Genomic DNA, 24,258 nt, shown 5'->3' with positions numbered 1-24,258 from the left:
GGGGCCGGTGCCGGGGGCGGCGCTCAGGGCGCACGTTCCGGTGGCGGTGCGGGGCGCGCCGGGAGCACGGGCCGCTCGGGTGCGCCTGCCCGTGGCCGCCGGGCGGCGTAGGGCCACACTTCAAGCGGCCCGGCGATTGAGGACCGGGTCACACCACCAGCCGTCCGGCGACTGAGAACCGGGGCCACACTTCAAGCCGCCGGGTGGGCGAGGACCGGGGCCACATTTCAAGCCGTCCGGCGATTGAGGACCGGGGTCCGGGGCAGAGCCCCGAAAGCCCCGGACCGGGGCACTGTCCTCAATCGCCGGACGGGCTTGATAGGGCGGCCTGTCGCCGGGCGCGGGCCGATGTGGGCCGAGGCTTGTCCTCAAGCGCCGGACGGGCTGGAATCGGCCGCCCGGTCCTCGGCCTCGGCGCAAGATGTCCTCAATCGCCGGACGGGCTGGGTGTGGCGGCCCGGTCGTCGCCGGGTGCGTGGCCCAGCGCCGCCAAGGCCCCGTCCGCCTCTGCCAGGATCCGGGACACCAGTTCCGCCACGCTCGGCAGGTCCTCGATCAGGGCCGCAACCTGGCCCGAGGCCATGATGCCGAGGTCCGTGCGGCCCTCCACCATCGACGCCCGCAGCAGCATCGGCGCGTTCGCCGCCATCAGCACCTGGCTCCAGCTCAGCTCCTTGCCGTGCCGCATCGCCAGGCCGTCACGGACCATGCCCGGCCAGCTCAGGCCCGAGATCCTGCGGAAGCCGGCCGCCCGGCGCAACGCCCGGTACAGCGAACTCGGTCGGCCCGAGCCCTCCAGCTCCGCCACCATCTCCGTACGGAGCATCCGGTGCGGCAGCCCGTCCACGGCCCGCGTCAGCGTGATGTCCTCGGCGGTCGCCGCCAGGTAGCGGGCCTTCACAGCGTCCGGGACCGTGGAGTCCGAGGTCAGCAGGAACCGGGTGCCCATCGCGACGCCCGCCGCCCCGTACGCCAGCGCCGCCACCAGGCCCCGGCCGTCGTGGAAGCCGCCCGCCGCGACCACCGGGATGTCCACCGCGTCGACGACCTGCGGCAGCAGCACCGTGGTGGCGACCTCGCCGGTGTGGCCGCCGCCCTCGCCGCCCTGCACGATCACCGCGTCCGCGCCCCACGCCGCGACCTTCTCCGCGTGCCGCCGGGCCCCCACCGACGGGACGACGACCACGCCCGCGTCCTTCAGCTCCGCGATCAGCTCCCTCGACGGGGCGAGCGCGAACGACGCCACCCGCACGCCCTCCTCGACGATGATCCGTACCCGCTCCCGGGCATCGCCCGCGTCCGCCCGTAGATTCACCCCGAACGGCGCGTCCGTCCGGGACCTCACCTCCCGTACGGCCGAACGCAGTCGGTCCGGTGACATGGTCGCCGAGGCCAGGATGCCCAGCGCCCCGGCCCGCGCGGTCGCGGTGACCAGGCGGGGCCCCGCCACCCAGCCCATCCCGGTCTGCACGATCGGGTGCCGTACGCCGACGAGGTCGGTCAGGGCGGTACGCATCAGGCCCTGACCTCCCGGTCCCGGGTGCCGGCCGGGTCGATGACCTCGCGGATCAGGGCGAGTTCGGCGGGGGAGGGGTCGCGGGTGTACGGGACGTCGGCGGGGATGATGAGCGCGAAACCCGTCGCCTCGCGGACCCTCTCGACCGTGACGCCGGGGTGCAGCGAAGCCAGCCGCATCGAACGGTCCGGCGTCGCGAAGTCGAAGACCCCGAGATCGCTGACGACCCGCGGGATGCGGTGGAAGCGGGTGGCCGAGGGGCCGGCTGCTTGCGCCCGGTCGTGGCCGACCCCGCAGACCATGTCGACGCGCTCGACGAAGACCCGGGGCGAGTGCCGGGGGATCCAGTAACTCACCGGGTTGTTCAGGGTGTTGACCGGTGCTCCGCGTACGCCCAGGAGCTGGCGGGTCGGTTGCTCCCAGTCGCCGATGCAGGAGATGTTCTGGTTGCCGAAGCGGTCGATCTGGCTCGCGCCCATCATCACGTGCCGCCGCCCCCCGGTCACCAGGGCCAGATGCCTGCGGTACGGGAGCCAGCCCTCCGGCTCGCCGTCCGGGCCGACGAGCGTCGCCTCGCCGTCCGTGAGCAGCAGGTCGGGGGCGAAGGTCAGCCGGGCCAGCCGCGCGCCGACGGACGGCACCGCGCCCATCGGACTGGCCAGGATCTCGCCGTCGCCCCGCCAGGCTTCCGCGCAGGCGATCACGCAGTACTCGGCACGGGTCGCGGTCGCCGTGGTGGCCTCGCCGCCGGGTGCGTTCATCGCTGCTCCTCGTGCCAGGTGCGGACCGCCTGCCGGTAGCCCTTCTCGTCGCCGTCCGGCGGCAGGAAGCGGGCCTCGAACTCGGCCCAGGCGACGGGGTCGGCCGCCGCGGTCGCGTACGCCTTCTGAAACGGCTCGTCGCGCGGGTGGTCGGGGACGCAGGAGGTGAAGTGCGCCCCGCCCGGCGTCTCCACGACACCGGTGACGGAGTGCCGTTGGACGAGGAGCGTCGACAGGGCCCGCCCGCCCTCCGTCAACTCACCGGTGCTCACGAGGCGTTCGCAGGAGACGTACGCGGCGTCGGCCGCCTCGCAGAACAGGTCGTCGAAGTACGGTTCGGGGCCCAGGTATTGGCCGTTGCCGAGCCGGTCCGCCCGGTTGAGGTGGACCAGCGCCGCGTCCATCCGCAGGGCGGGCGCCGCCACGAACTCCTCGCCGTCCTCGTACGGCGAAGTCACCGTGCGCAGCTCGGGGTTGACCCGCATCACGTCCGAGCCGATGCCCGCGCGCACCGGCAGGAACGGCAGCCGGTTCGCCGCCGCGTGCAGCCCCCACATGAACATCGCCTCGTCGATCTCCGTCAGCGCGAACGCCCCGCGCTGCCGGGCCGCCCGGTAGTGCGGCTCCAGCGGGATCGAGTCGAGCGTCACGAACGCCGTGACCAGGCGACGGACGCGCCCCGCCGCCGCCAACAGCCCGACGTCCGGGCCGCCGTAGGAGATCACCGTGAGATCGGTGACCGGTGACCGCAGCAGCGCCCGGACCAGCGCCATCGGCTTGCGGCGTGAGCCCCAGCCGCCGATCCCGATCGTCATGCCGCTGCTCAGCCGGTCGACGACCTCCTCGGGCGTCATCGTCTTGTCGCGCCCCTGCGGGGAATCGGTCACGGTTCAGGCCTCCTTGCCGAAGGTGTCGCGGACCCGGGCGGCGGTCCCGGCGAGGTTCGCCTCGAAGGTGAATCCCTGCTCGAAGCGGTAGCTGCGCTGTACGTCGACGGGGTCGATGCCGTTGAGCGCGGCCTTGGCCAGCCGCAGCAGATGGCCGTCCTTGGCGGCGATCTCATCCGCCAACTCCAGGGCGGCGGCCATCAGTCGCGTGCCCGGAACCACCCGCCAGACCGATCCGTGGGCGAGCAGTTCGGCGGCCGTGACCGTGCGCGAGGTGTAGTACAGCGTGCGCATCAGGTGCTGCGGAACCAGTCGGGCGAGATGGGTCGCGGCGCCGAGCGCACCCCGGTCCAGCTCCGGCAGACCGAATACCGCGTCCTCGCTCGCGACGATCGCGTCGGCGTTCCCGACGAGGCCGATGCCGCCGCCCAGACAGAAGCCCCGCACCGCCGCGACGACCGGGACCTCGCACGCGTACACCGCCGCGAACGCCTCGGCGCAGCCCCGGTTGGCGCCGATCAGGGCCTCGTGCCCCGGATCGCGCTGCAACTCCTTGATGTCGACGCCCGCGTTGAAGCCGCGCCCGGCGGCGGCCAGGACGACGCAGCGCACCTCCGGGTCACGGCCCGCCGCCCGGACGGCGTCGGCCAGGTCGTACCAGCCCTGCACGGGCAGCGCGTTGACGGGCGGACGGTCGACGGTGACGACGCGGACGCCGTCGTTCCCGGGGGGCGACGCGGTGGAGACACTCATCGGAGGATCAGCTACCTTTCCACCAAACATTTGTTAGGTGGACGGTAGCAGTCGCACCCCCGCCCGCCAACCAGGCCCGCATTCCAGGGAGATGAGATGACCGCACCCACCGCATCCACCGCGCACCGTGCCGGACTCTGCGCGGGTCGGGTCGTCGCCGTCACCGGTGCCGGGCGGGGGCTCGGACGGGCCCACGCGCTGGCCTTCGCCGCCGAAGGGGCGCGGGTCGTCGTCAACGACCTCGGCGTCGGACCGGACGGGGGCGGGGGCTCCGGCGGCCCGGCCCGTGCGGCCGTCGAGGAGATCGTGGCGGCGGGCGGCGAAGCCGTCGTCCACGGCGGTGACATCGCCACCGCCGAGGGCGCGGCCTCCCTCGTCACCACCGCCCTGGACGCCTTCGGCCGCCTCGACACCCTCGTCAACAACGCGGGCTTCCTGCGGGACCGGATGCTCGTCAACCTGGACGAGGACGACTGGGACGCGGTGATGCGCGTCCACCTCAGAGGCCACTTCCTGCCCCTGAAGCACGCCGCCGCCCACTGGCGGGCCGAGGCCAGGGCGGGCCGCCCGCCGGTCGCCCGGGTGATCAACACCAGCTCCGGGGCCGGCCTCCTCGGCAGCGTCGGCCAGGGCAACTACGCGGCGGCCAAGGCCGGGATCGTCGCCCTGACCCTGGTCGCGGCGGCCGAACTGGGCCGGTACGGAGTCCAGGTCAACGCCCTCGCCCCGGCCGCCCGGACCCGGATGACCGAGCAGACGTTCGCCGAGACGATGGCGGCCCCGGGGGAGGGGAAGTTCGACGCGATGGCCCCCGCGAACGTCTCGCCCCTCGTCGTCTGGCTCGGCTCCGCCGCCAGCGACGGGGTGACGGGCCGCGTCTTCGAGGCCGAGGCGGGCCGCATCACCGTCATGGAGGGCTGGCGCCCCGGCCCCACCGACGACCGGGGCGCGCGCAGATCACCGGTCGAGGCGGGCGAGACGGTGCGCCGACTGCTGGCGGAGGCGGCGGAGCCGGGGCGGGTCTACGGGGCGTCCTGAGGGGGATGGCGCGGGGCCCGCCGTCCGTGCCGGGAAACCCGCTTGCGGGGGCTGTCCTGTACCGGACACCCTCGCAGCACACGGCGATACGACGACACGGCGACAGGAACAGGGCCCGAACCGATGAACGAGTTCTGCTGGATGGACCTCAAGACCCACGACCCGTCCGGCACCGCCGCCTTCTTCTCCTCGGTGCTGGGCTGGGACTTCGCCGTGGACGAGGAGGACTGGCGCCGGGCCGTCAAGATCTCCGCCGGAGGCGCCCGGATCGGCGGGGTGAGCGACCTCGCCCAGCCCGTGTATCCGCCCGGAACGCCACCGCACATCGCCTACTACCTCGCGGCCGACGACGTGGACCACCGTACGGCTGTGGCGGTCGGGAACGGAGCGCGGATCGTCGTCCCGCCCTTCGACGCGGGGGACCAGGGCCGGATCGCCACGCTGATCGACCCGGTGGGCGCGGCCTTCTCCCTCTGGCAGCCGCAGGGGTTCGCCGGGTGGCCGGCATCGGCCACGGCCGAGGGCACACCCCGCCACATGGTCCTGGCCGGCGAAGACCCCGAGCGGGCCCGGCGGTTCTACGCCGCCACGATGGGCGCGCCGCTGGGCCGGGCGGCCTTCCGCGAAGCCGCACCCGGCCCGGCCGCCACCGACTCCGCGCCGCGGTGGGAGCTGGCCATCGGGGTGGACGACCTGGACGGCGTGATCCGGCGCGCCCGCGCCCACGGGCAGGAACCCGTCACCCTTCCCGGGGAGGACGGCCGTTGTGTCGTGCGGCTGCGCAGCCCGGAAGGGCTGACGTTCCTGGTTCAGGAGGATCGCCGTCCGCCCGTCTTCCTGGAGACCGACCGGCTCGTCCTGCGCCCGGTCACCGTCGCCGACGCCCCCGACCTGCTCGCCCTCGACAACGACCCCGCCGTCATGCGCTACATCAACGGCGGCCGGCCCACCAGCCCCGAGGACATCCGCGACCGGACCCTGCCGAGGCTCCTCCACGACCACCCGTGCACCGGCACCCGCGGCTACTGGGCCGCGCAGCGGAAGGACACCGGAGCCTTTCTCGGCTGGTTCGAACTCCGGCCGCCGGACGACCACGACCCCGCCGTCGCCGAGCTCGGCTACCGGCTGAACCGGGCGGCCTGGGGCCGTGGTTACGCCACCGAGGGCGCGCGGGCCCTGGTCGACAAGGGGTTCACCGACCTGGGGGTCCGGCGGGTCACCGCCAACACCATGGCGGTCAACACCGGATCCCGGCGCGTGATGGAGAAGACGGGACTGACCTTCCTGCGGGCCTACACCGAGGACTGGCCGGAGGCCATCGAGGGCTCCGAACACGGCGAGGTCGAGTACGTACTCACCCGTGAGGCCTGGGAGCGCGGCCGATAGCCGACAGGGGTCGGGGCGGCGGGCGACTACGCCGGCTGCGCCAGCAGGGCCGCGATCTCGCCGTGCCCCAGGTGCTGGTCCACGCCCGCCGACGGCACCCCGTCCCGGAGCAGCTCCACCGCCACCGTCTCCTCGCCGTCCCGCCGGTCGTGGAGCGTCACCGTCTCGATGCCGGAGCCGTACATCTCCTCCAGCCGCCGCAGCAGCTCCCGCTCCGGATCGAGTCCGGCGATGCGCCGCGCCTCGGCCAGCGCCAGGGCGACCGCGGGCTCCTGCCCCGCTGCCCCCGCGCCGTGCGCGAGCAGCGCCCGTACGGTCCGCAGGGATCCGCGCTGGGCCGCCAGCACCAGCATCGCCTCCCCCTGCGGGCCCGGCAGCAACGGGTCCGCGCCACGGGCGAGGAGCAGCTCCACCGTCGCGGAGTGCCCCAGGCCGACCGCCCACCGCAGCGCCGTGAAGCCGAACTCCTCACGCAGATCCGGCCGGGCCCCGGCGGACAGCAGCGCCTCCACCACCTCGGTGTGCCCGCCGCACGCCGCCCCGCACAGCGGCAGGTCGCTCGCCCCGGGGCCGCTCGCCCGGTCGGGGTCGGCCCCGGCGGCGAGCAGCAGGCGTACCGCTTCCAGGCGGTCCTGGACCGACGCCAGATACAGCGCCGTCGTGCCCTCCTCGTCGCTCGACTCGGCCCGCGCGCCCGCGCGCAGTGCCCGTACGACCGCGTTCTCGTCCTCGTACAGCGCGTCGAACAGGCATGGTTCGTCCCTGATCGGCTCGTTCGTCATGCTTCGATCCTACGGTGGACCGCTGACAACACCCCTGCTCAGGTGTCGCACTCCAGGGCGGTCCGGCACAGCCCGCAGCGCGCGGTGAACCGGCCCCGGACGGGCACCCGGATGCGCTGGTGGCAGGTGGGGCAGGGGAAGGAGACGCGCAGACCGCGGTCGCCGGTCTCGAAGGCGTACGGAACGTTCGGGTCCGGGGCGACGCCGGGGTGGTCCTGGGCGTATTGGCGGTCCTTGGCGTAGCGGCGGCGGCCCGCCCAGCCGGCGGCGGTCAGCGGCGGCCGGCGCAGATCCTGCAGCGCCCGCTCCCGGCCCTTGGTGTACGCGGTGTACGCCTGGGGGCTGGTGAACCACGGCGAGGGGTCCTCGTCGAAGGCGAACGCCCGCTTGGCCAGGACGTATCCGAACTCCTCCGGGGTGAGGTAGCCCAGCTTCTGACGGGAGGTGGCGTCCTCCCGGAACGCGTCCAGCAGCAGCCAGCCCGCGCCGAGGTAGGCCGTGGTGGTGTCGGTCAGGATCTCGTTGGCGCGGGTCCCGGGGAACTCCAGGCCGAGCCGGTGCAGCAGCACATGGGTGACCTCGTGCGCGAGCGCCGCCCCGATGTCCCTGCGGTGGGTGCGGAAGCGGTCGTTGAGCTCGATGAAGTACTCGGGGCCCGCGGTGAGTTCCACGCTCGCCGCGTGCTCCATCGCCCGGAAGCCGACGATCATGCGGGCCTCGGGCAGATGGAGGTGCTGGACCAGGGAACGCGCCACCCGCTGGGCTCCCAGGTGCAGATCGTCCTGGTCCGCGAACGCGGCGTCGGCGGGCGGGAGGCTGCCGACATAGGCGTGGACGCCGTCCGCGGAGAGCCGGCGGTAGAGCGCGGTGATGGCGGAGCGGACCGTGTCCAGATGCGGAAAGCCATGGACGACGGGTGCGCCCGGAGGGCCGTTCGCCACGTCGGAACCCCCATCCGTGACGGTCGACGGACCTCCACTGTATGCCGGGGCGGAAACCTACCGATGATCTTGGCTGAAAAGTGCGCCTTGTGGCAGCGGTCACCCGGCACCGATAATCGGATCGTTCTTGTCGGGTACATGACTAATTCGGCTTCGGTGCCGGAGGCCGTCACCCCGGTCGGGACGTGCGTGCCGGACCGCGCAACCCCACAGCAGCACCGGAATCCCCGCGTACCGGAAACCCGCGTACCAGGACTCCTGCACCACAACGCAGCAGCGCAACCTCCCACAGCAACCCCCCACACGAAATCCCCCCACGAAAGAAGGCCTCCGTGAAGCTTCTGAGCGTGCTGAAAAGGTGTTCCGTCGCCATAGCCGCCGTCGCCCTCGCGACCGTCAGCCTCCAGCCCGCCGCCGCGGCCCCCCAGCCGATCGTCGGCGGAGAACGCGCCGAACAGGGCGAGTTCCCCTTCATGGTCCGGCTCTCCATGGGCTGCGGCGGTGCGCTCTACGCGCAGGACATCGTCCTCACCGCCGCCCACTGCGTGGACGGTTCGGGCGACGACACCTCGATCACCGTCACCGGCGGGGTCGCCGACCTCCAGTCGCCCGACGCCGTCGAGGTCCAGTCCACCAAGGTCCTCCAGGCCCCCGGCTACAACGGCACCGGCAAGGACTGGGCGCTGATCAAGCTCGCCCAGCCGATCGACCAGCCCACCCTGAAGATCGCCACCGACGACACCTACGACGAGGGCACCTTCACCGTCGCGGGCTGGGGCGCCGACCGTGAGGGCGGCAGCCAGCAGCGCCACCTGCTGAAGGCCGACGTGCCCTTCGTCTCCGACGCCGACTGCTCGTCCGCCTACGGCGGCGACCTCGTCGCCGACGAGGAGATCTGCGCCGGTCTCCTCGGCACCGGCGGCGTCGACAGCTGCCAGGGCGACTCCGGCGGCCCGATGTTCCGCAAGGACGACTCCGACGAGTGGGTCCAGGTCGGCATCGTCAGCTGGGGCCAGGGCTGCGCCCGCCCCGACTACCCGGGCGTCTACGCCCAGGTCTCGCACTTCGCCGGCGACATCGCCTCCGCGGCCGACTCGCTCTGACCTCGCTCGGAGCCCGGCCGCCGGTCACCGCACGTCCGGCCGGTGATCACGGCTGAACCATCCCGGGAGCGCCCGTACGTACGGGCGCTCCCGGACCCAGTTCCACCCGCGGCTCGCCCGCGTCCTCCAGCTCCAGCACCCACACCTCGTTGACGCCCTCGCGGAGCACCGGACCCGGCACGTACAGGGTCCGTTGCGGGCCCGCCGACCAGTACCGGCCCAGGCAGAAGCCGTTCACCCAGACGAACCCGCGTGTCCAGCCGGGCAGTTCGAGGCCGGCGTGATCGACACCCGGCACGTTCGGGACACCTGATGCGCCTGAGCCGCCCGATGCGCCCGCCTCGCCTCCGCCCCCGGCCGTGAACGTCCCCCGGAACAGGCCCGTCCGCCCCGCCTCGCCCGCCTTCGCGGCGGCCTCCACCGGACCGAACGGGACCGCCGCCACCGCGTCCGCCGCCTCGAAGGCGTCCAGCCGCAGCGCCCGGGCCCGTACCCCGTGCAGATACTGCCGCTCGTGCAGCACCCCGCCCGTGACGCCCTTCGGCTCGCCCAGCCGCGGCCCGTAGTTGACCCGGCCCAGCGACTCCACCCACAGCTCGACCTCCGCCGGACCCGCCACCGGCTCCGGCAGCGGCCCGGACTCCTCGGTCAGCACTCCGGCCCGCACCCCGTCCACGTACACCACCGCCCGGTCCCGCAGCCCCGAGGCGCCCAGCGGATACGCCTGGCGCGGCCCCGGCACCGCCACCCGGTAGCGCACCAGGCCCCGGTCCACGCCCAGCTCCTCGAAGGTCGGCGGCACCCCCGACTCCGGCGTCTCCGGATCGCCCAGCGCCTCCAGTACGTCCCCGAGCCCGGCCCACTCGTCCAGCTCCACCCGCACCGGCGTGGCGAGCCCGGCCGGCTCCGGCGGCAGCGCGGGCAACGGCCCCTCGGCGTACTTCTCCAGGACCTCCCGGAACAGCCAGAACTTCTCCGTGGCCCGCCCGTACTCGTCGACCGGCGCGTCGTAGTCGTACGAGGTCACCGTCGGCTCGAACACCCCGTCCTGCAAGGGTCCGGACCGGTTCGCCCCCGCCCAGCCCGCGAAGTTCGTCCCGCCGTGCGCCATGTAGATGTTCACCGACGCCCCGCACTCCAGGATCTCCCGCAGCGCCCCGGCCGCCTGCCCCGCATCCCGTACGACGGGTTCGGCCCCCCAGTGGTCGAACCAGCCGCACCAGAACTCCATGCACATCAACGGGCCCTTCGGCTGATGCCGGCGCAGCACCTCGAAGCCCTCCCGCGCCCCCGAACCGAAGTTCGCCGTCGCGAGGAGACCCGGCACCGAACCACCGGTCAGCATGTGGTCCTCCGGGCCGTCCGACGTGAACAGCGGAACCGTCACCCCGCACCGCCGCAACAGCCCGGCCAGCCACTCCAGATACGCGGCGTCGGTGCCGTAACTCCCGTACTCGTTCTCCGCCTGTACGAGGACCACCGGCCCGCCCCGGCCGATCTGCCGTCGCACCACCTGCGGCAGCAGCTGCCGGAACCACCGCTCCACCACCGCCCGGTACTCCGCGTCCCGGGTCCGCACCCGCCGCCCGAACCGGCCCGTCACCCACACCGGAAGGCCGCCGTTCTCCCACTCGGCGCAGATGTACGGCCCCGGCCGCACGATGGCCCACAGCCCCGCCCGCTCCACCGCGTCCAGGAACCGCCCGAGCGCCCCCACGTCCCGCACCTCGCCCTCCCGGGGCTCGTGCAGATTCCACGGTACGTACGTCTCGACGCAGTTCAGCCCCATCGCGGCGAGCATCGCCAGCCGGTGCTCCCACTGCTCCTCGTGCACCCGGAAGTAGTGCAGGGCGCCCGACAGCAGCCGTACGGGCTTCCCGTCGAACCGGAAGCAGTCGTCCCCCACGGTGAAGTCGGTCATCGCGCTCGTACGCTCCTGTGCTCGGCCGCCGCGGCGGCCCTCCGGTGAATTGGTCCGACCACCTTCACCTCTGGCGCGCACCGGGTCCATGGACAAAGATCGCTGCTGATTGGACGCAACTGACCGGACACAACCGACCGGACACCATGCGCAGGACATCGGACGCGACGCGCAGGACACCGTGCGCGGAAAGGAGGAGCGAGATGCCGACCTACCACACCTGGATGCGCTTCTTCACGCCGAGCCCGCTCCACCACCGCCTGGGCCTCGTCTGCCTCGGCGTCGGCCTCCAGCACGGGGCCCTGCCCACCGTCGGACCCCGCACCCTCGACCACCACGTCGCCGTGGTCGTCAACTCCGGCACCGGCTGGTTCAAGGGCCCCGACGGCCGCCGCACCCCCGTCACCGGCCCCAGCCTCATCTGGCTGACCCCCGGCACCCCTCACCACTACGGCGCCGACCCCGGCACCGGCTGGGACGAGAGCTTCGTCGACTTCACCGGCCCCGCCACCGCCACGTACACCGAACTCGGCTACATCGAGCCCGACCGCCCCCTCGTCCCGCTCTCCGACACCGCCGCCCCGCGCGCCGCCGTCGGCCGCATCGTGCGCGCCGCCCGGCGCGGCAACCCCCTCCTGGAGGTGGAGACCGGGGCGGCCGTCCACGAACTCCTCGTCTCGCTGCGCCGGGCCCGCGCCGACATCGGCCCTGACGGCGACCCGGTGCTCCAGGCGCTGGCCCGCGACGCGTACCAGCCGCTCACCGTCGCCGAGCACGCCTCCCGGCACGGCATGACCCCCGCCGAACTGCGCACCGCCGTACGGCGCGGAGCCGGCTGCAGCCCCAAGGACTACCTGCTCGGCATCCGCCTCGGCCGGGCCAAGGAACTCCTCGCCGCCACCGACCTCCCGGTCGCCGCCGTGGCCCGTCGCGTCGGCTACGACGACCCCGCCTACTTCTCCCGGCTCTTCGCCCGCCGGGTCGGCACCGCCCCCGTCCGCTTCCGCGAACAGCAGGGCCGCAGCGTGCCCGGCGGCTGGAGCGACCAGGTGCCGGATCCGGACGACCCACCGACGATCACCACCTGACCACGGCCGTCTAAGCTCGCTGACCATGAGTACGAGCGAAATCGACCCCTCCGTCCAGGCCGAGCTGAACCGGCTGCGCGAGAGCATCGACAACATCGACGCCGCCGTCGTCCACATGCTGGCCGAGCGCTTCAAGGCCACCCAGCAGGTCGGCCGCCTCAAGGCGGACCACAAGCTGCCGCCCGCCGACCCCGCCCGCGAGACCCGCCAGATCGCCCGGCTCCGGCAGCTGGCGCAGAGCGCGAACCTGGACCCGGCGTTCGCCGAGAAGCTGCTGAACTTCATCATCGCCGAGGTGATCCGCCACCACGAGCGCATCGCCGACGAGGCGGAGAACGCCGACGGGGGCGGCGGCCGGGCCGCGGGCACGACGGACGCGGCGGCCACCACGGGCACGACGGGCACCGCCGCCGGAGCCTGACCGGCCGGCCGGCACAGGGGACGCGCCCCGCGAGATCCGCGCCCGCGCGCCACCCGCCCGCCCACGGCGAGACCCTTCCAGCGAGACCCGCCCCGGCCCGCGCCCCGCGAGATCCGCGCCCCGCCCGGACCGACCCCGTCCCGGACCGCCCCCGCCCGCCCACGCGTCCGTCCGCCCAGGGAGAACCCCGCTGCGCCCGCCGTCCCCCGTACGGCAGCATGGGGCCATGTCCGTACTGACGCGCGACGAAGCGCAGACCCGAGCCCAGATCCTCGACGTGGAGCGGTACACGATCGCCCTCGACCTCACCACCGGCGAGGAGACCTTCGACTCCCGTACCGCCGTCCGGTTCACCGCCCGCGCGGCCGGAGACACCTTCGTCGAGGTCAAGCCGGCCACCCTGCGCTCGATCAGCCTCGACGGACAACCCCTGGACCCCGCCCTTCTCGACGGCAACCGCTACCCCCTCACCGGACTCACCGCGGGCCCCCACGAGCTGCACATCGACGCCGCGATGCACTACTCCCGCACCGGCGAGGGCATGCACCGCTTCACCGACCCCACCGACGGCGAGACCTACCTCTACACCCAGCTGTTCATGGAGGACGTCCAGCGCGTCTTCGCCGCCTTCGACCAGCCCGACCTCAAGTCCGTCTTCGCCATCGACGTCACCGCCCCCGAAGGCTGGACCGTCCTCGGCAACGGCGTCGCCGAGCACACGGGGGAGGGGCGCTGGACCATCGCCCCCACGCCCCTCATCTCCACCTACCTCGTCGCCATCGCCGCAGGCCCCTGGCACTCGATCACCACCGAGCACGCCGGACTGCCCTTCGGCATCCACTGCCGCCGCTCGCTGGCGCCCCACCTCGACGCCGACGCCGACGAGATCCTCGACATCACCCGCGCCTGCTACGACCGCTACCACGAGAAGTTCGACGAGCCCTACCCGTTCGACTCCTACGACCAGGCCTTCGTCCCCGAGTTCAACGCCGGCGCCATGGAGAACCCCGGACTCGTCACCTTCCGCGACGAGTTCGTCTACCGCTCCGCCGTCACCGACACCGAGCGCCAGACCCGCGCCATGGTCATCGCCCACGAGATGGCCCACATGTGGTTCGGCGACCTCGTCACGCTGACCTGGTGGGACGACATCTGGCTGAACGAGTCCTTCGCCGAGTACATGGGCTACCAGACGCTCACCGAAGCCACGCACTTCACCGACACCTGGGTCGACTTCGGCGTCGCCCGCAAGGGCTGGGGCTACGACGCCGACCAGCGCCCCTCCACCCACCCCGTCGCCCCCGACCCCGACGCCGTCCCCGACACCGCGTCCGCCCTCCTCAACTTCGACGGCATCAGCTACGCCAAGGGCGCCTCCGCCCTGCGTCAACTGGTCGCCTGGCTCGGCGAGAAGGACTTCCTGGCCGGCATCAACGCCCACTTCGCCCGCCACAAGTTCGGCAACGCCACCCTCGCCGACTTCATCGACAACCTGGCCTCCGCCACCGACCGCGACGTCCACGCCTGGGCCGAACAGTGGCTGCGCACCACCGGCATCGACACCCTCACCGCCGAGATCGGCGCCCCCGAGCCCGCCGCCGTCCCCACCGCACCGAACGGCAACGGCCAGTACTGGTCCCTCACCGTCAACCACGACGGCGCCCGCCCCCACCGGATCACCGTCGGCGCCTACGACCACGCCCTCAACACCCAGGCCGGCCCCGGCCACCTCGCGCTGCGCGACCGCTTCGAGATCGACGTACCCGGCGACGGCACGCCCACGATCCGCCCCGGCCGCCGCCCCGCCCTCGTCGTCCTCAACGACGGCGACCTCACCTACGCCAAGGTCCGCCTGGACGCCGCCTCCTGGGCCACCGTCCTGACCGGCCTCTCCGGCATCCCCGACGCCCTCACCCGGGCCGTCCTCTGGAACACCGCCCGCGACATGGTCCGCGACGGCGACCTCGACCCGGCCACCTACCTCGCGACCGCCCGCACCCACCTCCCGCACGAGAGCGATCTCGCCCTCGTCCAGGGCGTCCTCACCTTCGCCGCCGGACAGATCGCCGCCCGCTACACCGCCCCCGAGAACCGCCCGGCCGCCCTCGCCACCCTCACCGACCTCTGCCGCGACCTCATCCGCCGCACCGAGGACGGCTCCAACCCCGGCCTGCGCCTCATCGCCGTACGCCACTTCATCGACGCCGCCACCCAGCCCGACACCCTGCGCACCTGGCTCGACGAAGGCACCGTCCACGGCGGGCCCGAGCTCGACCCCGAGCTGCGCTGGCGCATCCTCACCCGGCTCGCCGTCCTCGGCGCCACCGACGAGACCACCATCGCCGCAGCGCTCGAAGCCGACCCCAGCGCCACCGGCCGCGAAGGCGCCGCCCGCTGCCGGGCCGCCCTGCCCACCCCCGAGGCCAAGGCAGCCGCCTGGGACGCCCTGTTCACCGACGACACCCTGTCCAACTACCTCTTCACCGCCACCGCCCAGGGCTTCTGGCAGCCCGGCCAGGAAGAGCTCCTCGCCGCGTACGTGCCCCGCTTCTACCCGGAAGCCACCGCACTCGCCGCCCGCCGCGGCCCCGCCATCGCCGAGGCCGCCGGACGCTACGCCTTCCCCGCGTACGCCGTCGATCCCGAGAGCCTCGCCACCGGCACCCGCGCCCTGGAGGACCCGGCCCTCATCCCGGCCCTGCGCCGCAAGCTCGTCGACCAGCTCGACGACCTCCGCCGCGCCCTCGCCGTACGGACGGCCGCTTCCGGCTGACGTCTACAGGGTTCCTGCACGGCCCGGACGGCCATCGTCCGGGCCGTCGCCCCCCGCCCGCAGGTCGGCGAGCAGATCCGCCTGGCCCGACAGCACCCCGGTCAGGATCGTCCGCGCCACCCGCAGCAGCTCCGCCACCCCCGGGTCGGCCAGCGTGTAATGGACCGCCGAGCCCTCCCGCCGGGCCGTCACCAGACCGGCGCGGCGCAGCACGGCCAGCTGCTGCGAGAGATGGGCGGCCTCGACCCCCACCTCGTTCAGCATCTCCGACACCGCGTGCTCGCGTTCACTGAGCAGTTCGAGCACCCTGATCCGCACCGGGTGCCCCAGCGTCTTGAAGAACTCCGCCTTCAAGCGGTACAGCGGCGTACTCACCGGCGGGGCCCCGTTCCGCACGGCGGGAAACCGCCGCACCACACCTGACCAGAACTCTTCTCCATGGGTTCATCCTCGCGCCTTCGCACCACGAGGATGAACCCGGGGACCGGCCGGGTCAGGCCTTCTTCAGGAACTCGGTCCTCAGCACGAGCCCCTTGACCTTCTTCGTGTTGCACTCGATCTCACCGGCGCGCCCGGTGAGCCGGATGTTCTTCACCAGCGTGCCGCGCTTGAGCGTCTCCGACGTGCCCTTCACCTTCAAGTCCTTGACCGTGGTCACGGAGTCACCGTCCGCCAGCACGGTCCCGTTGCTGTCCTTCACGACGATGTCGCTCATGGCGCGTTCCTGCCCTTCTCCACCCGGTACAGCTCTTGCACCGGACACCTCTCAACGATCGTGCGACCTTCCGCTCCGCCGCAGCGGAAGAGTGATCCATATGCTCTTGCCGCCCTCGTCGACATCGCCCCGCACCACCGCGCTGCCGCCCAGGCCATGGGTCAGCTCCATCACGGTCGCCAGCCCCCGCCCCGGCGCTATGCCGGCGGACGCGAACAGCGCGGGCCGGTACGGATGACGGTCGTGCACGCCGAACGCGAACGTGTCGGGGCCCCCGGCGAACACCACCGTCACATTCGGCGAGAGCACCGCCGCGTGCCGCACACTGTTGGTCACCAGCTCGCTGACGATCAGCAGCGCCGGATCCCGGCACGGATCCTGCGCCGCCACCCCCCACTCCGCGAGCACCTGCTCGGCGGTCTCCCGGGTGATGCGCACGGCCGACCCCAGCGTGGGCAGCGTCAGCACATGCCGGTACGGCAAGGTGTCCGGAGGCGTGATCATCGGGCCGCCTCCTCGGCCGGAACCGCCACCGACGCCGCCCGGCCGCCCCGGGCCGGCACCACCCCGGCCGCCCCCGCCCCGTCATCCCGCGCCACCACCGCCCCGGCCGCCGCCAGCCGCTCCCGGGCCCCGCCGAACGCCTCGGACGCCGTGGCGTACTCACGCCCCTCCCGCCGCAGCAGCTCCAGCGCCCCCACCGACTCCAGCGCCCGCCGCTGACCGGGCCGGATCCCGGAGGCCAGCACCACGATGCCCCGCCCGTTCAACCGGTGCACGGTGTCCTTCAACGCCAACGCACCGGTGGCGTCCACCGTGGTCACCCGGCACATGCGCAGGATCACCACGCGTACGCCGGAGATCTCGCCGAGCTCCAGCAGCGAACGGTGCGCCGCGGCGAAGAACAACGGCCCCTCGACCCGGTACGCCACCACCTGCCCGGCCGCCCCGGCATGCTCGGTCTCGGTCTCGCTATCGCCGCCACTGCCACCGCCGTACGTCTCCGAGCCCGGCAGGCCCGGCACGTCGCCGTCGTACGGATCCATCCGCTCCAGCCGCGCCTCGGCCGCGACCGCGCGCAGGGCCAGCACCCCGGCCACCGCCAGCCCGATCACGACCGCCAGCACCAGATCCAGCACCAGGGTCGCCACCGCGGTCAGCACCAGCACCACCGCATCCGACCGCGTCGCCCGCGCCATCGCCCGCAACGCCCCCACCTCGACCATCCGCACCGCCGTGGCCAGCAGCACCCCGGCCAGCGCGGCGAGCGGGATCCGCGACACCAGCGGAGCCGCCGCGAACACGATCACCGCCAGCACCGCGGCATGCGTCAGCGCCGCCAGCCGCGAACCCGCACCCGTACGCACATTGACCGCCGTCCGCGCGATGGCCGCCGTCGCGGGCACCCCGCCGAACAACGGCGCGGCCAGATTCGCGATGCCCTGCCCGAACAACTCCCGGTCCGGATCATGCTTCTGGCCCGTCGTCATCCCGTCGGCCACCGTCGCCGACAGCAGCGACTCCAACGCCGCCAGCGCCGCCACCGCGACCGCCGGAGCCAGCAGCGAACCCACCGCCGACAGATCCAGGAACCCGAGCGAAGGCGCCGGAAGACCGGCCGGCAGCGCACCGATCGGCGTCGCCCCGGCCAGGTGGAACACCTGCGCCGCCAGCGTCGCCACGACCACCGCCACCACCGAGAACGGCACCCCCGGACGCAGCCGCGCCCCCGCCAGCATCAGCCCCGCCACCCCGAGAGTGATCGCGAGCGCGGTCCAGTTCGGGCCGCCCGCGAACTCCTCGACCGCCCGCCACGCCACCACCAGCACCTTGTCGCCCTCCGGGGCGGCCACCCCCAGGGCGTTCGGGATCTGCTGGAGAGCGATCACACACGCGATGCCGAAGGTGAACCCCTCCACCACCGGCGCCGGGACGTACCGCATCGACCGGCCCGCCCGCAGCAGCGCCAGCACGATCAGCAGGCCGCCCGCCATCAGCCCGACCGTCAGCACCCCGCCCGGACCGTACTCCGCGACGATCGGCACCAGGACCACCGTCATCGCCCCGGTCGGGCCCGACACCTGGAGGTTCGACCCGCCGAACACCGCGGCCAGCGCCCCCGCCACCACCGCGGTCGCGAGCCCCGCCTCCGCGCCCAGCCCCGACGCCACCCCGAAACCGAGCGCGAGCGGCAACGCCACGATCGCCACCGTCAGACCGGCCAGCAGATCACGGCGCGGAGCACGGGTCATCGCCTCGAAGTCGGGGCGCACGGGCAGCAGCGCCCGCACCCGCCCCCAGCCCCGCGCCGCCACATCCGGGAACCCGCTCACGACGCGGACACCTCGGCCTCCCGCAGCTCGGCGAGCAGCCCGTCCCGGTCGGACAGCATCTCCGTCAGGATCCGCCGCGCCGCCCGCATCAGCTCGGCGACATCACCGCCCGCCAACTCGTACACCACCGTGGAACCCTCCCGGGTCGCGGTCACGATGCCGGACCGGCGCAACACCGCCAACTGCTGCGAGAGCGCCGAGGGCTCCACCTCGATCGCGGCCAGCAGATCCCGCACCGGCAACGGCCCCGCCTGGAGCAGCTCCAGGACCCTGATACGCACCGGATGCCCGAGCATCCGGAAGAACTCGGCCTTGGCCTGATACAGGGGGACCGGCACGGCGGGGCCTCTCCTCGGCAGTACGTCACCGCCGCGGGGCGGGAGAGCCGAGCGGGGGCCGTGAACCGCGTACGACGGCGGAACGGCCCACACAGCATGTAGTGAATTGCAGAATTTCGCAATTCACTCATTGGGCAATACCAGGCGGGACCACCCCGCCCGCACACCCATCCAGCACCCGCACACCCATACCACCCCGACCCGCACCGGCCCGGCCACACCGACCGCCAGTACCCCTTTCGAGTTCAGATCGTTGACCTCTTCGGCCGCGCCACCCGAAACCCGGGACAAGCTGGCATGTCCACCCCCGCGCACCCCGAAGGACCACCCCACCCATGCCCACCCCGCCCCTCGCCGGAGGCACCGCAGGCCCCGACGCGCTGCGCCCCCTCATCGACACCGTCCTCACCGCACTCCACGACGGCGCGACCCTCCGCGGCGGCCCCCTCCCCGCCGGCGGACCCGACACCGTCACCCCCCGCACCCGCACCGCCACCCACCCCCTCATCCCCGACCACGGCACCGGCGCACACCAAGCCCTGCGCACCCTCGTCACCGCCCTCGCCGCAGGCGCCGCCGACCCCGCCCACCCCCACTGCACAGCCCACCTCCACACCCCGCCCCTCGCCCTGGCGGCCGCCGCCGACCTCGCCGCCAGCGCCCTCAACCCCTCCATGGACTCCTGGGACCAGGCCCCCGCCGCCTCCGCCCTCGAAGCCGACCTCACCAGCGCCCTCGCCGCCGAGATCTACCCCCACACCCCCTCACCCGACGCCGTCATCACCACCGGCGGCACCGAGGCCAACCAACTCGCCCTCCTCCTCGCCCGCGAACGCCACGGCCCCGTACAGACCGTCTGCGGCGCCAACGCCCACCACAGCATCGCCCGCGCCGCCTGGCTCCTCGGCCTCCCCGAACCCGTCGTCGTCCCCGCCCCCACCGGCACCCTCGACCTCGCCGCCCTCGACGAAGCCCTCACCGAACTCCACCGCCCCCTCCTCGTCGTCGCCACCGCCGGAACCACCGACACCGGCGAGATCGACCCCCTCGACGCCATCGCCGACCTCTGCACCACCCACGGCGCCGAACTCCACATCGACGCCGCCTACGGCGGACCCCTCCTCCTCAGCCCCACCCACCGCACCCTCCTCCACGGCCTCGACCGCGCCCACAGCGTCACCCTCGACCTGCACAAACTCGGCTGGCAACCCGCGTCCGCCGGCCTCCTCGCCGTACCCGAACGCCACCACCTCACCCCCCTCCACCACCACGCCCCCTACCTCAACGCCGACGACGACACCGAAGCCGGCCTCCCCGACCTCCTCGGCCGCTCCCTGCGCACCACCCGCCGCCCCGACGCCCTCAAGATCGCCGTCACCCTCCAGGCACTCGGCCGCACCGGACTCGCCGACCTCATCGACCGCACCGTCGCCACCGCCCACCACCTCGCCGACCTCGTCACCAAAACCCCCACCCTCGACCTCTACGACCGCCCCACCATCAGCACCGTCCTCTTCCGCCCCACCGGAACCGACGACCACACCGTCGCCACCGTCCGACGCACCCTCCTCCAACGCGGCCACGCCGTCCTCGGCCGCGCCCACGCCGAAGGCCGCCTCTGGCTCAAGGCCACCCTCCTCAACCCCCACACCACCCCCGACGACCTCCAAGCACTCCTGGACCTCGTCACCAGCACCACCGCAGACCTCCAGACCGACCCCCCGGCCGACCTCCTGACCGACCCCCCGGCCGACCTCCTGACCGGCTCCCCGGCCGGCCTTCCCACCGACCTCCCGGCCGACCTCCAGACCGGCCCCCCGGCCACCCCCACCACCGGCCCCGCCACGGACACCCCGGCCGGCCTCCCCACCGGCACCACCCCCGACGACCTCCTCACCCACCCACCGGCCACCCCCGGCACCCCCGGCACCACCCACCCCACTCCTCACCCCACGGAAGGCGACACCCCGCGATGACCGACCGGCCCGCCCCCGCACCCGACCAGCCACACGACCTCGTCGGCATCGGCATCGGCCCCTTCAACCTCTCCCTCGCCGCCCTCGCCCACAACATCCCCGCCACCCCCGGCGACCCCCGCCCCCTCGCCGCGACCTTCTACGAACAACGCCCCGCCTTCCACTGGCACCCCGGCCTCCTCCTCGACGGCGCCAGCCTCCAAGTCCCCTTCCTCGCCGACCTCGTCACCCTCGCCGACCCCGCCAGCCCCTGGAGCTTCCTCAACTACCTCCGCACCCGCGACCGGCTCTTCCCCTTCTACTTCGCCGAGCGCTTCCACATCCAACGAGCCGAATACGACGCCTATTGCCGCTGGGTCAGCGAACAACTCCCCGGACTCCACTTCGGCCACCAGGTCGACGCCGTCCGCTGGAACACCGACCGCGCCCTCTTCGAAGTCGACTTCACCCAACTCGACCGCGACGGCGAAGCCGAAGCCCTCGGCCGCGCCTACGCCCGCCACATCGCCCTCGGCATCGGCACCGAACCCTTCGTCCCCGAACCCCTCAAACCCCTCGCCGAAGCCGAAGCCGTCCCCGTACTCCACTCCGCCGACTACCTCCGCCACCGCGAACGACTTCTCGCCGCCGGACACATCACCGTCATCGGATCCGGCCAGTCCGGCGCCGAGATCTTCCTCGACCTCCTCCGCGCCCGCCCCGAAGGCGCCGAGAACATCCACTGGCTCGCCCGCACCCAGGCCTTCGCCCCCATGGAGTACTCCAAGCTCGGCCTGGAGCACTTCACCCCCGACTACAGCCGCTACTTCCACGCCCTCCCCGAATCCGCCCGCGACGAACTCGTCCCCCGCCAATGGCAGCTCCACAAAGGCATCGACGCCGACACCATCGCCGCCATCCACGACGAGCTCTACCGCCGCACCCTCCACGGCGGCTGGCCCGACGCCACCCTCACCCCCGGCGTCCACGTCCGCACCGCGGGACGCCTCGCCAACACCCGCGTCGAACTCCACCTCGAACACACCCAGCAAGGCACCCGCACCCGCCTCACCACCGACGCCGTCATCCTCGCCACCGGCTACCGCGAACGCCCCCTCGACGCCCTCCTCGGCGGCCTCGACCCCTACCTCAGCCGCGACGCCTCCCACCGCCCCCGCATCGACGACCAGTACCGCCTGATCCTCGACCCCACCGTCACCGGACACGTCTACGTACAGAACGCCGAACGCCACACCCACGGAGTCGGCGCCCCCGACCTCGGACTGGCCGCCTGGCGCAGCGCCACCATCCTCAACAACCTCACCGGCGCCAACCCCTACCCCCTCCCCGAACGCACCGCCTTCACCACCTTCGGCCTCACCCCCCAACCCCCCACGATCCCCACCCAGGCCTCCGCCCTCGTCCCCCTCAGCCAAACCCTCTGACCCCAGGACGACGAACGGCCCGGGCCCCCACCGAAGAGGAGACCCGGGCCGAACGAACAACACACCAAACGGAGTTACGGGAACACCGGCGTTCGTGGAACCGCCGGAGTCACGGGAACACCGGCGTCCCCTCACGCGTCAGCCGCCACCCCACCGAAGCGAACGCCGCCGGATCCACCGACCCCTTCTCCCGCACCCACCCGATGATCGTGTTCCGGATCTCGTCCGAATCCGCCCACACCTGCTGCGCACCCGGCACATGCGGGAAGTTCCCCCCACCACTCGCCCGGTAGTTGTTCACCGCCAACACGAACCGCGCCGCCGGATCGATCGCCGCCCCCTCGAACGACAACCCCACGATCCGCGAACCCACCGGCTTCGCGATATCGACGTCGTACGTCACGCCCGACACCGCGTCGTAGTTGTAGTCCGGAATCCCGTCCGCGTTCGTCAACTTCGCCGTGTCCACCGGACCACCCGCCGGCGTCTGCACGTAATACCGCGCCGAATACTCCAGATAGTCCTTCAACTGGGCGCCCGTGATCAGCCGCGCCTCCAACGTGTTCTCGAACGGATACAGCCCCGCCGCGTCCTTGATCGTCACATCACCGGCCGGAACCCCCGCCGTCCGCGAGAAACACGAAGCCTGCGACAACACCGGCAGCGCCGCGAACTCACCACCCGCCAACGCCGCCGTCACCGTCTCCGTCTGCACCTGGTTGATCAGATCGATGATCGGCTCGTCCTTCCACGGCGCCTCCGCCGTCGACATCGCCACCACCGACGTACCGATCACCTGGTTGACGTACTCCACCACCTTGCGGTGCTCGCGCCGCAGCAGCGACGTCACCTTCCGGTCCTCCGGCACGATGTTGGAGTTCAACACCCGCGAACCGGCCTTCTCCACCGTCCAGCGGCCCTTCTCCCACACCAGATCGAAGTCGAACAGCGTCAGCCGCTGCCCCCACTTCGCCGGCTCCGAGAGCACGACCCGCTTCCCGGTCTCCTTGTTCGTCACGAAGTGCTCGGCGATCTCCACATGCGCGTGCCCCACCAGAATCGCGTCGATCCCCGGCACCTGCTCCGCCACCAGCGCCGCCGCGTTCTCCACGTACGGCAACTGATCACCCCACGACGACGTGCCCGAAGAACCCGAATGCGCCGACACGATCACCACGTCCGCACCCATCGACCGCAGCTTCGGCACCCACTTCGCCGCCTGCTCCTCAAGACCCGGGAACACCATCTTCCCGCCCACATTCGCCTTGTCCCAGATCGCGATACCCGGGTTCGTCAGCCCCAGCACCGCCACCCGCACATCACGCCCGCACGGCGTGTGCATCCGCTTGATGACATACGGGGCGAACGCCGGCCGCAACGTCTTCGCATCCAGCGCATTCGCCCCCAGCAGCGGAAAATCGCACTGCTCCTCGAATTTCCGCAGCACCGGAATGCCGTAATTGAACTCGTGATTCCCGAGCGCCGCCGCGTCGTAACCGATCGCGTTCATCGCCTGCGCCATCGGATGCACCGGACCACGACGAGCCGTGATCGGGTCCACCTTCGCGTAGTAGTACGACAACTGCGTGCCCTGGATCGTGTCACCCGCGTCGATCAGCAGCGTGTTCCGGCGACCCTTCTCCCGGCGCACCCGGTCCACCAGCGTCGAGATCTTCGCCAGACCGACATCGTTGTGCGCCGAGTCGTCGTACTCCTTGTCCGTGAAGTAGTCCCAGTTGAAGACGTTCCCGTGCAGGTCGGTCGTGCCCATCACCGTGAACGAGTACCGCTTCGGAGGCCGCCCGTGACCATGCCCGTGGCCATGCCCCGCCGCCTGCGCCGCACCGGCCGAACCGACGACCGCACCGCCCGCCATCGCCACACCCGCACCGGCGGCAGCCGAACGGCCCAGAAACGTCCTACGGTTCAACGGCATCTCTTCACTCCTCGTTCAGTAGGGCAACGCGCGTAGATTCTGGCCCAGCACCCCACACCCGCAACACCCCGCGCAGGTTTCGATCTGATGACCACCCGACACACACCCCGTGGTGACACCCGCCGTGCCACAGTGAACACATGACCGAAACCCCCACCCCCACCCC

At 72.6% G+C, this 24,258-nt stretch carries 20 protein-coding genes and 2 pseudogenes; 9 read left to right on the top strand and 13 right to left on the bottom strand.

All coding sequences use genetic code 11. The features are described from left to right. Nucleotides 1-427: 427 nt before the first annotated feature. The 4 genes from G3I54_RS23185 to G3I54_RS23170 are packed head-to-tail and all read right to left on the bottom strand — an operon-like array spanning nt 428 to nt 3,917. Nucleotides 428-1,516, bottom strand: coding sequence for a nitronate monooxygenase (locus G3I54_RS23185; RefSeq protein WP_164616799.1), 1,089 nt, complete (start codon nt 1,514-1,516; stop codon nt 428-430). Beyond that, entirely contained in the window at nt 1,516-2,277 is a 762-nt protein-coding gene (locus tag G3I54_RS23180) for a CoA-transferase (RefSeq protein ID WP_164616798.1), read from the bottom strand. Before G3I54_RS23180 ends, G3I54_RS23185 begins: the two co-directional genes overlap by 1 nt. Next, nucleotides 2,274-3,164, bottom strand: a complete 891-nt coding sequence (locus G3I54_RS23175) for a CoA-transferase (protein WP_164616797.1) — start codon at nt 3,162-3,164, stop codon at nt 2,274-2,276. Before G3I54_RS23175 ends, G3I54_RS23180 begins: the two co-directional genes overlap by 4 nt. 3 nt (nt 3,165-3,167) lie before the next feature. Further along, entirely contained in the window at nt 3,168-3,917 is a 750-nt protein-coding gene (locus G3I54_RS23170) for an enoyl-CoA hydratase family protein (protein WP_164616796.1), read from the bottom strand. A gap of 96 nt (nt 3,918-4,013) precedes the next feature. Between G3I54_RS23170 and G3I54_RS23165 the strand changes: the two genes are divergently transcribed. The 3 genes and pseudogenes from G3I54_RS23165 (at nt 4,014) to G3I54_RS39685 (ending at nt 6,341) form a co-directional block, all read left to right on the top strand. Continuing rightward, the gene (locus tag G3I54_RS23165) at nt 4,014-4,955 is read left to right on the top strand and encodes an SDR family oxidoreductase (protein ID WP_164616795.1); all 942 of its coding nucleotides are present in this window, start codon (nt 4,014-4,016) and stop codon (nt 4,953-4,955) included. Nucleotides 4,956-5,078: 123 nt separating this feature from the next. Further along, nucleotides 5,079-5,369, top strand: a pseudogene (locus G3I54_RS39690) (VOC family protein); the annotation flags it as partial. A gap of 390 nt (nt 5,370-5,759) precedes the next feature. Continuing rightward, nucleotides 5,760-6,341, top strand: coding sequence for a GNAT family N-acetyltransferase (locus G3I54_RS39685; RefSeq protein WP_239144521.1), 582 nt, complete (start codon nt 5,760-5,762; stop codon nt 6,339-6,341). A 26-nt stretch (nt 6,342-6,367) separates the two neighbouring features. Here the strand turns inward: G3I54_RS39685 and G3I54_RS23155 are convergent, their stop codons facing one another. Together G3I54_RS23155 and G3I54_RS23150 are read right to left on the bottom strand one after the other, a co-directional pair. Beyond that, nucleotides 6,368-7,123 (bottom strand): ankyrin repeat domain-containing protein, encoded by a 756-nt coding sequence (locus G3I54_RS23155; protein ID WP_164616793.1) that lies wholly within the window; start codon nt 7,121-7,123, stop codon nt 6,368-6,370. 38 nt (nt 7,124-7,161) lie between these two features. Beyond that, nucleotides 7,162-8,064 carry a hypothetical protein gene (locus tag G3I54_RS23150; protein WP_164616792.1) on the bottom strand — a complete coding sequence of 301 codons (903 nt, stop codon included), beginning with the start codon at nt 8,062-8,064 and terminating at the stop codon, nt 7,162-7,164. A 332-nt stretch (nt 8,065-8,396) separates the two neighbouring features. Here G3I54_RS23150 and G3I54_RS23145 point away from each other — a divergent pair, with 332 nt between their 5' ends. Beyond that, nucleotides 8,397-9,167 (top strand): serine protease, encoded by a 771-nt coding sequence (locus G3I54_RS23145; protein ID WP_137232610.1) that lies wholly within the window; start codon nt 8,397-8,399, stop codon nt 9,165-9,167. Between the two features lie 46 nt (nt 9,168-9,213). On the opposite strand, the gene G3I54_RS23140 is transcribed toward G3I54_RS23145, so the two are convergent. Then, nucleotides 9,214-11,088 (bottom strand): beta-galactosidase family protein, encoded by a 1,875-nt coding sequence (locus G3I54_RS23140; RefSeq protein WP_164616791.1) that lies wholly within the window; start codon nt 11,086-11,088, stop codon nt 9,214-9,216. Nucleotides 11,089-11,291: 203 nt separating this feature from the next. Between G3I54_RS23140 and G3I54_RS23135 the strand changes: the two genes are divergently transcribed. The 3 genes from G3I54_RS23135 to pepN all read left to right on the top strand — a co-directional run bounded on the left by G3I54_RS23135 (nt 11,292) and on the right by pepN (nt 15,370). Then, nucleotides 11,292-12,176 carry an AraC family transcriptional regulator gene (locus G3I54_RS23135; RefSeq protein ID WP_164616790.1) on the top strand — a complete coding sequence of 295 codons (885 nt, stop codon included), beginning with the start codon at nt 11,292-11,294 and terminating at the stop codon, nt 12,174-12,176. Between the two features lie 25 nt (nt 12,177-12,201). After that, nucleotides 12,202-12,597 carry a chorismate mutase gene (locus tag G3I54_RS23130; RefSeq protein WP_164616789.1) on the top strand — a complete coding sequence of 132 codons (396 nt, stop codon included), beginning with the start codon at nt 12,202-12,204 and terminating at the stop codon, nt 12,595-12,597. A 226-nt stretch (nt 12,598-12,823) separates the two neighbouring features. Next, nucleotides 12,824-15,370, top strand: coding sequence for an aminopeptidase N (gene pepN, locus G3I54_RS23125; protein ID WP_164616788.1), 2,547 nt, complete (start codon nt 12,824-12,826; stop codon nt 15,368-15,370). 3 nt (nt 15,371-15,373) lie between these two features. Here the strand turns inward: pepN and G3I54_RS23120 are convergent, their stop codons facing one another. The 5 genes from G3I54_RS23120 to G3I54_RS23100 form a co-directional block, all read right to left on the bottom strand. Continuing rightward, nucleotides 15,374-15,745 carry a metalloregulator ArsR/SmtB family transcription factor gene (locus tag G3I54_RS23120; protein ID WP_164616787.1) on the bottom strand — a complete coding sequence of 124 codons (372 nt, stop codon included), beginning with the start codon at nt 15,743-15,745 and terminating at the stop codon, nt 15,374-15,376. 118 nt (nt 15,746-15,863) lie between these two features. Then, on the bottom strand, nt 15,864-16,085 hold the full coding sequence (locus tag G3I54_RS23115; RefSeq protein WP_031121993.1) for an alkylphosphonate utilization protein: 222 nt from the start codon (nt 16,083-16,085) through the stop codon (nt 15,864-15,866). Between the two features lie 51 nt (nt 16,086-16,136). Next, entirely contained in the window at nt 16,137-16,589 is a 453-nt protein-coding gene (locus G3I54_RS23110; RefSeq protein ID WP_164616786.1) for an ATP-binding protein, read from the bottom strand. Further along, nucleotides 16,586-18,337 (bottom strand): SulP family inorganic anion transporter, encoded by a 1,752-nt coding sequence (locus G3I54_RS23105; RefSeq protein ID WP_203687041.1) that lies wholly within the window; start codon nt 18,335-18,337, stop codon nt 16,586-16,588. Before G3I54_RS23105 ends, G3I54_RS23110 begins: the two co-directional genes overlap by 4 nt. Before the next feature lie 77 nt (nt 18,338-18,414). Beyond that, the gene (locus G3I54_RS23100) at nt 18,415-18,756 is read right to left on the bottom strand and encodes a metalloregulator ArsR/SmtB family transcription factor (RefSeq protein WP_164616785.1); all 342 of its coding nucleotides are present in this window, start codon (nt 18,754-18,756) and stop codon (nt 18,415-18,417) included. Between the two features lie 335 nt (nt 18,757-19,091). Here G3I54_RS23100 and G3I54_RS23095 point away from each other — a divergent pair. Both G3I54_RS23095 and G3I54_RS23090 read left to right on the top strand, forming a co-directional pair. Continuing rightward, nucleotides 19,092-20,462 (top strand): annotated as a pseudogene (locus G3I54_RS23095) (aminotransferase class V-fold PLP-dependent enzyme); the annotation flags it as partial. A gap of 266 nt (nt 20,463-20,728) precedes the next feature. Continuing rightward, nucleotides 20,729-22,156, top strand: coding sequence for a SidA/IucD/PvdA family monooxygenase (locus tag G3I54_RS23090; RefSeq protein WP_164616783.1), 1,428 nt, complete (start codon nt 20,729-20,731; stop codon nt 22,154-22,156). A gap of 109 nt (nt 22,157-22,265) precedes the next feature. Here the strand turns inward: G3I54_RS23090 and G3I54_RS23085 are convergent, their stop codons facing one another. Continuing rightward, nucleotides 22,266-24,092: a 5'-nucleotidase C-terminal domain-containing protein gene (locus G3I54_RS23085; protein WP_164616782.1), complete on the bottom strand. Its 1,827-nt coding sequence runs from the start codon at nt 24,090-24,092 to the stop codon at nt 22,266-22,268. Between the last annotated feature and the right edge of the window lie 166 nt (nt 24,093-24,258).

It is taken from the genome of Streptomyces sp. SID14515 (assembly GCF_010548505.1).
GTDB classification, from domain to species: Bacteria; Actinomycetota; Actinomycetes; order Streptomycetales; family Streptomycetaceae; genus Streptomyces; species Streptomyces caviscabies.
This window is presented reverse-complemented; position numbering and strand designations above follow the sequence as displayed.

Bases quoted from the DNA above. Each gene is read 5' to 3' on its own strand.
- G3I54_RS23185 (WP_164616799.1), bottom strand. From the start codon at position 1,516: ATGCGTACCGCCCTGACCGACCTCGTCGGCGTACGGCACCCGATCGTG.
- G3I54_RS23180 (WP_164616798.1), bottom strand. From the start codon at position 2,277: ATGAACGCACCCGGCGGCGAGGCCACCACGGCGACCGCGACCCGTGCC.
- G3I54_RS23170 (WP_164616796.1), bottom strand. From the start codon at position 3,917: ATGAGTGTCTCCACCGCGTCGCCCCCCGGGAACGACGGCGTCCGCGTC.
- G3I54_RS23165 (WP_164616795.1), top strand. From the start codon at position 4,014: ATGACCGCACCCACCGCATCCACCGCGCACCGTGCCGGACTCTGCGCG.
- G3I54_RS23155 (WP_164616793.1), bottom strand. From the start codon at position 7,123: ATGACGAACGAGCCGATCAGGGACGAACCATGCCTGTTCGACGCGCTG.
- G3I54_RS23140 (WP_164616791.1), bottom strand. From the start codon at position 11,088: ATGACCGACTTCACCGTGGGGGACGACTGCTTCCGGTTCGACGGGAAG.
- G3I54_RS23135 (WP_164616790.1), top strand. From the start codon at position 11,292: ATGCCGACCTACCACACCTGGATGCGCTTCTTCACGCCGAGCCCGCTC.
- G3I54_RS23130 (WP_164616789.1), top strand. From the start codon at position 12,202: ATGAGTACGAGCGAAATCGACCCCTCCGTCCAGGCCGAGCTGAACCGG.
- pepN (WP_164616788.1), top strand. From the start codon at position 12,824: ATGTCCGTACTGACGCGCGACGAAGCGCAGACCCGAGCCCAGATCCTC.
- G3I54_RS23115 (WP_031121993.1), bottom strand. From the start codon at position 16,085: ATGAGCGACATCGTCGTGAAGGACAGCAACGGGACCGTGCTGGCGGAC.
- G3I54_RS23110 (WP_164616786.1), bottom strand. From the start codon at position 16,589: ATGATCACGCCTCCGGACACCTTGCCGTACCGGCATGTGCTGACGCTG.
- G3I54_RS23105 (WP_203687041.1), bottom strand. From the start codon at position 18,337: ATGACCCGTGCTCCGCGCCGTGATCTGCTGGCCGGTCTGACGGTGGCG.
- G3I54_RS23090 (WP_164616783.1), top strand. From the start codon at position 20,729: ATGACCGACCGGCCCGCCCCCGCACCCGACCAGCCACACGACCTCGTC.
- G3I54_RS23085 (WP_164616782.1), bottom strand. From the start codon at position 24,092: ATGCCGTTGAACCGTAGGACGTTTCTGGGCCGTTCGGCTGCCGCCGGT.